Consider the following 7,094-nt stretch of genomic DNA (forward strand, 5'->3'; position numbering starts at 1 on the left):
GCCGCTCCTTCCCGGCTTCCATTCCGGAAAATCATCTCCATTTCCGGCTCCGGGCGGGTCGACAAACGCCCGCCTCGCGACTATACCCGCGCCGCAAAATGGAGAATCCGATGGAGATTCGCGAAGGGCTCACCTTCGACGACGTTTTGCTCGAACCTGGTCCGTCCGACGTCATGCCGACGCAAGTGACGACCGAGACCAAGTTCACGCGTGAAATCAGTCTGAACATCCCGCTCGTGTCCGCCGCCATGGACACGGTCACCGAAAGCCGCCTCGCCATCGCCATGGCGCAGGCCGGCGGCATGGGCATCCTGCACCGCAACCTCACCAACGAGGAGCAGGCAGACCACGTGCGCGAAGTGAAGCGCTACGAAAGCGGCATGGTCATCAACCCGCTGACCATCAATCCCGACACCACCCTGGCCGAGGTCCGCGAGATCACGGCCCGCCGCAAGATCTCGGGCTTCCCGGTGGTCGAGCGCGAGACGGGCAAGCTGGTCGGCATCCTGACCAACCGCGACATGCGCTTCGAGGGCGACGCCAGCGTCCCGGCCTCGGCGCTGATGACCCGCGAGAACCTGATCACGGTGGGCGAGGGCGTCGACAGCCGCGAAGCTCGCGAGCTGCTGCGCAAGCACAAGATCGAACGCCTGATCGTCGTCGACGACGCCTATCGCGCCGTCGGCCTGATCACGGTGAAGGACATCGAGAAGGCCCAGGCTCACCCCCTGGCCGCCAAGGACGACAAGGGCCGCCTGCTGGTCGGCGCGGCCTCGACCGTCGGCGACGCCGGCTTCGAGCGCTCCATGGGCCTGGTGGACGCCGGCGTCGACGTCGTCGTCATCGACACCGCCCACGGCCATTCCAGCCAGGTCGCCGCGGCGGTCTCGCGCCTCAAGCGCGAAGCCAACCGCGTCCAGATCGTGGCCGGCAACATCGCCACCTACGACGCCGCCCGCGCCCTGATCGACGCTGGCGCCGACGCGGTGAAGGTGGGCATCGGCCCGGGCTCGATCTGCACCACCCGCATCGTCGCGGGCGTGGGCGTGCCGCAGCTGACCGCGATCATGGAAGCCGTCCGCGCCGGTCGCGAGAGCGGCGTGCCGGTGATCGCCGACGGCGGCATCAAGTTCTCGGGCGACCTGGCCAAGGCCATCGCCGCGGGCGCTTCGACGGCCATGATGGGCTCGATGTTCGCCGGCACCGAAGAGGCGCCGGGCGAGGTGTTCCTGTACCAGGGCCGCTCGTACAAGAGCTATCGCGGCATGGGCTCGGTGGGCGCCATGGCTCGCGGCTCGGCCGACCGCTACTTCCAGAAGGAAGTGACCGACAGCTTCAAGCTCGTGCCGGAAGGCATCGAGGGCCAGACCCCGTTCAAGGGCCCGATCGCCCCGGTGCTGCACCAGCTGGTCGGCGGCCTGCGGGCGGCCATGGGCTATGTCGGCGCTCCCACGATCGCGGACCTGCAGGAGCGCGCGCGCTTCGTGCGGATCACGGGCGCCGGCCTGCGTGAAAGCCACGTCCACGACGTGATGATCACGCGCGAGGCTCCGAACTATCCGAGCGCGGTCTAGGCCATGCAGATGGCCTTCGAGCTGCAGATGCTGGCGGCGGCGGTCGTCATCGGGCTGGTACACCTTCTGTGGGCCAGCGCGGCGGCCCAGCCCCAGCGCGGCTTGAAGTGGAATGTCGGCTCGCGGGAGACGCCGGTCGTGCTGACCGGCATGGCCGGACGGCTCGAAAGGGCCTTCGCCAACTTCCGCGAGACCTTCGCGTTCTTCGTCGCCGCCGTGCTGGTCGCCTATCTGGGCGGCCGGCTCGGCGCGCTGACCGTCGCCGGAACCGCGCTCTATGTCGGCGGCCGGGCGGTCTATGTCTTTCTCTATGCGTTCGGCGTGCCGGTCGTTCGCAGCCTGGTCTGGGTCGCCTCGATGGCGGGCCTGGGCCTCGTTCTCCTGGCCTTGGTGATATAGCTCACATGCGTGACGGAGGACGGGTTTCCGCGGCGATCGAGGTTCTGACCGAGATCGAGACGCGGCATTTTCCGGTGAAGATGGCGCTCAAGCGCTGGGGCGAGGCCGCGCGCTACGCCGGTTCCAAGGACCGGGCCTTCGTCTCGGGCCTGGTGCTTGACGCCCTGCGCCGCAAGCGCTCGCTGGGCTGGGCGATGGGCGATCCCGCCCCGCGCGGCGTCGTGCTCGGCGTGCTGGCCTTGGTCTGGAAATGGCCGGCCGAGCGCATCGCAGAAGCCGCCTCCGAAGAGCACGGCTTCGGCGCGCTCTCTGAGACCGAACAGGCCCGCCTGAAGGATCCTGTCTCGCTGGACGGCGCGCCCGCGCCGGTCGCCGGTGACTATCCCGACTGGCTCGAACCGCATCTGGCCCGCGCCCTGGGCGCCGACCAGGTCGCCGAGATGGCGGCCCTGTCGGAGCGCGCGCCGGTCGACCTGCGCATCAACACCCTGAAGACCGACGCCGAGCGCGGCGCCAAGGCCCTGGCCCCGATCAACGCCGCTCCGGCGGGGATCCTGCCCACGGCCTTCCGCATCCCCGCGCCCGCCGCCGCCGATCGCACCCCGTCGGTCGAGGCCGTGCCAGCCTTCTCCAAGGGCTGGTTCGAGGTCCAGGACCTGGGTTCCCAGATCGCCGCGGCCGCGGCCGGCGAGGTCAAGGGCAAGCAGGTGCTCGACTTCTGCGCCGGCGGCGGGGGCAAGACGCTCGCGCTCGCCGCCGCCATGGGCAACAGCGGCCAGATCTTCGCCCATGACAGCGACGCCCGGCGCCTGGCCGACACCATCCGTCGCGGCCAGAGGGCAGGGGTGCGCAACCTGCAGATCCGCTCGCCGATCGAGGCCACGCCGCTGAAGGGCCTGGAAGGCAAGATCGACGTCGTCTTCGTCGATGCGCCCTGCACCGGCGCGGGCACCTGGCGCCGCCATCCTGATGCGAAATGGCGCCTGTCGCCCGACCAGCTGGCCAAGCGCCAGATCGAGCAGGACAGCGTCATCGAGGACGCCTCGACCTTCGTGAAGGCCGGCGGCCGCATGGTCTACGTCACCTGCTCGCTGCTGACCGAGGAGAACGAGGACCGCGTCGCGGCCTTCCTCGAGCGCCACCCCGAATTCACCGTCAAGCCGATCGCCCTCGATGGCGTCACCCACGTGACCCCGGAAGGCTATCTGCGCCTCACCCCGCACCGCGCCGGTACGGACGGCTTCTTCGCCGCCGTGCTGCAGCGCTCCACTTACGCGCCCTAAGTGGCGCACCGTAATCGCCCGATCGACCCGCTGGAGACCCGCCCGATGACCACCGAAACCCACCACCAGCGCGTCCTGATCGTCGACTTCGGCAGCCAGGTGACCCAGCTGATCGCGCGCCGGGTGCGCGAGGCCGGCGTCTATTGCGAGATCCATCCGTTCGACAAGGCCGAAGCGCTGGTCGACGAGTACAAGCCCTCGGCCATCATCCTGTCGGGCGGCCCGGCCAGCGTTCTGGAGGCCGACAGCCCCCGCATCGGCCGCAAGCTGTTTGATCTGGGCCTGCCGCTGCTGGCCATCTGCTACGGCCAGCAACTGCTGTGCGACGTGCTGGGCGGCAAGGTCGAGGGCGGCCACGCCGGCGAGTTCGGCCGCGCCGAACTGACCATCGGCAAGACCAGCCCGCTGTTCCAGGGCCTGGCCGGGGTAGGCGAGCTGGAAACCGTCTGGATGAGCCACGGCGACCGCGTCACCGCCATTCCCGAGGGCTTCGAGGTGGTGGGCACTTCGAACGGCGCGCCCTTCGCCGCCATCGCCAATGACGCCAAGAAGATCTACGCGCTGCAGTTCCACCCCGAGGTCTACCACACGGTCAACGGCCCCCAGATCTACAAGAACTTCCTGGCCCTGGCCGGCCTGAAGGGCGACTGGACCATGGCGGCCTTCCGCCAGGAGATGGTCCAGAAGATCCGCGACCAGGTCGGCGACGGCAAGGTGATCTGCGGCCTGTCGGGCGGCGTCGACAGCTCGGTGGCCGCCGTGCTGATCCACGAAGCCATCGGCGACCAGCTGACCTGCGTCTTCGTCGACACCGGCCTTCTTCGTAAGAACGAGGCCGACCAGGTCGTCACCCTGTTCCGCGACCACTACAACATCCCGCTGGTCCACGTGGACGCCGGCGACCTGTTCCTGGGCGAGCTGGCCGGCGTTTCCGACCCCGAGACCAAGCGCAAGACCATCGGCCGCCTGTTCATCGACGTCTTCGACAAGGAAGCCGCCAAGATCGACGGCGCGCAGTTCCTGGCGCAAGGGACCCTCTATCCCGACGTCGTCGAGAGCGTCTCGGCCCGCGGCGGTCCGTCGGCCGTGATCAAGAGCCACCACAACGTGGGCGGCCTGCCGGACTACATGAAGCTGAAGCTGGTCGAGCCGCTGCGCGAGCTCTTCAAGGACGAGGTCCGCGCCCTGGGCGTCGAGTTGGGCCTGGCCCCGGCCTTCGTCGGCCGCCACCCGTTCCCCGGCCCGGGCCTGGCCATCCGTATCCCCGGCGAGATCACGCCCGAGAAGGTCAAGGTCCTGCAGGACGCCGACGCCATCTATCTCGAAGAGATCCGCAATGCCGGCCTCTACGACAAGATCTGGCAGGCCTTCGCCGTGCTGCTTCCCGTTAAGACGGTGGGCGTCATGGGCGACGCCCGCACCTACGAAAACGTCCTGGCCCTGCGCGCGGTCACCTCGACCGACGGCATGACCGCCGACTTCTTCGAATTCCCCTGGGAAATCCTCGGCAAGACCGCCACCCGGATCATCAACGAGGTCCGAGGCGTCAACCGCGTCGTCTACGACGTGACCAGCAAGCCGCCCGGCACGATCGAGTGGGAGTGATCAAGGAAGGCGCCTTCGGGCGCCTTCTTTTTTGTCTCCGATTTGGCGATTTTCCGAACGACTCCACTCTGGCGAAAGTTTAGTGCATTTCGATGATTGATTTCTGAATGCGCAATTGAGGCGAAAACTGAGGCTTTCTCCGTAATGCATTCTACATGACGTCTTTTCATTGCTACGGTCGAGCTATTGACGTCGAGCTGAACTAGGCAGATCGGTAGCCGCTGTTTCGCTTCGCGTAGGCGTCCCGCGTTTCATGAAGGTCTCAATCGACGACGAGGGAGGCGGAGGACCGCATCCCGGAAAGCCGTCGTGAACTTCAGGTATCCGCGCGAACGCTTCCTGCGCCGACCCCGGACCCGTCAATCGTCTCCCCCGTCGACGTTGTGATCGAGGCCTTCCTTTGGATCGCGCGGACGGGCCTTTCCGGCTCTCGCGCGAAGCGTTCGGGAGCCAGTCATGGCCGACATAGACATCACCGCACCAGGCAGCACGACCACGGTCAACGGCGTGATCGTCACCTACGGAAGCCCAATCGGATCGGGCACCGGCCTCTACGCCCCGTTCCTCGCCATCGGCGACAACGACGGCAACGAGAACGGCTTCAACACCGACGCCAGCGGCGTGCTGAACACCAACGCCGCCAAGACCAGCAGCCTGACCTTCAACCAGATCCCCATCCGGGTGATCGACGGCGTGCAGTACCTGGAATTCCGGCTCGACCTCAACGAGACCAACGCCAATCCGCTGACCGCGCTCAACGCGATGAAGATCTACTATTCGTCCGCCCCGGCCACGAGCGCGGACTATGTCGCCGGCACGCAGGAGCTCGACGCCGACTTCACCAAGATCTTCGACCTCGACGCCGGCGGCGACAAGACGCTGCTGATGGACGCCCACTCGTCGGGCAGCGGCAATGACGACTACGTCTTCTACGTGCCGGTCTCGCTGTTCGGCGGCGCCGACCTGAGCACGGCCTACATCACCATGTACGCCGAGTTCGGCCGGCCCGGCACGGCCTACGGCGCCGACGACGGCTTCGAGGAATTCAACACTGAGCAGGCCGCCATCATCAGCGGCGTCAAGTTCCTCGACGCCGACGGCGACGGGGTCAAGGACGCCGGCGAGGCGGGCCTGGCGGGCTGGACGATCTTCATCGACGACAACAAGAACGGCGTGCTGGACGCGGGCGAACGCTCGACAGTCACCGGCGCCGACGGCTCGTTCCAGTTCGGCGGCCTGCCGATATCGCTGGGCACGGTCCAGGTCGACGAGGTTCTGCAGGACGGCTGGACCCAGACCACCGGCGCCTTCGAGACCGTCACCCTCAGCGCGGCCACCACCTACAATGTCGAGATCGGCAACCAGCCGATCCCGCCGCATGTCGACGTGGTCAAGACGGCCGGGACCCGCACCGACGGCGACGCCAATGGCGACGACGCGGGCGACACCCAGCTCTTCAATTTCACGGTCACCAACACCGGCACGATCAATCTGCTGAACGTCACCCTGATGGATGACAACGGCACCCCCGGAAACACGGCCGACGACATCCCCGTGACCCTGACGGGCCTCACCGACCGCGACGGCGACGGCCAGGCCGACGACCTCGCGCCCGGAGCGGCGGCCACGGGCAGCCTGCTCCACGTGTTCAGCCAGGCCGAGATCGAGGCCGCCGGCTACACCAACACCGGTACGGCCACGGGCGTTTCGGCCAGCGGCCTGACGGCGTCGGACACCGACCCCGAGACCGTGGCCCTGACCCGCAATCCAGCCCTCAACATCACCAAGGACGCTAGCGTCCCCGGCGGTACGGCCGACGCGGCCGGTGAGCAGATCAGCTACGTCATCACCGTCGCCAACACCGGCAACGTGATGCTCGATGGCGTCACCGTCACCGACCCTTACGCCGACGCCGGTTCGATCGTGCGCGGCGCCGACGTGGTTGGCGACAATGACGGCCTGCTGGAGGTTGGCGAAACCTGGGGCTACACGGCCAAGCACACGGTCACCCAAGCCGAGATCGACTCCAACGGCGGCGGCAACGGCGCCCTGGAGAACACGGCCACGGCCGACTCCAACCAGACCGGCCCCGACACCGACGACGCCAGCGTGCCGGTCGATCGCCGGCCCAGCCTCAACATCGTCAAGGACGCCACCGTCCCCGGCGGTACGGCCGACGCGGCCGGTGAGCAGATCAGCTACGTCATCACCGTCGCCAACACCGGCAACGTGA

The 7,094-nt window shown here is 67.7% G+C and carries 5 protein-coding genes; all 5 read left to right on the forward strand.

Annotation, left to right across the window (positions count from 1 at the left end):
- The first annotated feature begins 110 nt into the window (after positions 1–110).
- Positions 111–1,574: an IMP dehydrogenase gene (guaB, locus tag AC07NG_RS18490; RefSeq protein WP_494595553.1), complete on the forward strand. Its 1,464-nt coding sequence runs from the start codon at positions 111–113 to the stop codon at positions 1,572–1,574.
- 3 nt (positions 1,575–1,577) lie between these two features.
- Positions 1,578–1,973 carry an MAPEG family protein gene (locus AC07NG_RS18495; protein ID WP_494595555.1) on the forward strand — a complete coding sequence of 132 codons (396 nt, stop codon included), beginning with the start codon at positions 1,578–1,580 and terminating at the stop codon, positions 1,971–1,973.
- Positions 1,974–1,978: 5 nt separating this feature from the next.
- The gene (locus tag AC07NG_RS18500) at positions 1,979–3,256 is read left to right on the forward strand and encodes an RsmB/NOP family class I SAM-dependent RNA methyltransferase (RefSeq protein ID WP_494595556.1); all 1,278 of its coding nucleotides are present in this window, start codon (positions 1,979–1,981) and stop codon (positions 3,254–3,256) included.
- A 45-nt stretch (positions 3,257–3,301) separates the two neighbouring features.
- Positions 3,302–4,861, forward strand: coding sequence for a glutamine-hydrolyzing GMP synthase (gene guaA / locus AC07NG_RS18505; RefSeq protein ID WP_494595557.1), 1,560 nt, complete (start codon positions 3,302–3,304; stop codon positions 4,859–4,861).
- A gap of 456 nt (positions 4,862–5,317) precedes the next feature.
- The coding region (locus AC07NG_RS18510; protein ID WP_494595559.1) for a DUF7507 domain-containing protein at positions 5,318–7,094 on the forward strand (1,777 nt) is incomplete at its 3' end.

The sequence above is a fragment of the Caulobacter sp. GW821-FHT10C03 genome (genome assembly GCF_059415485.1).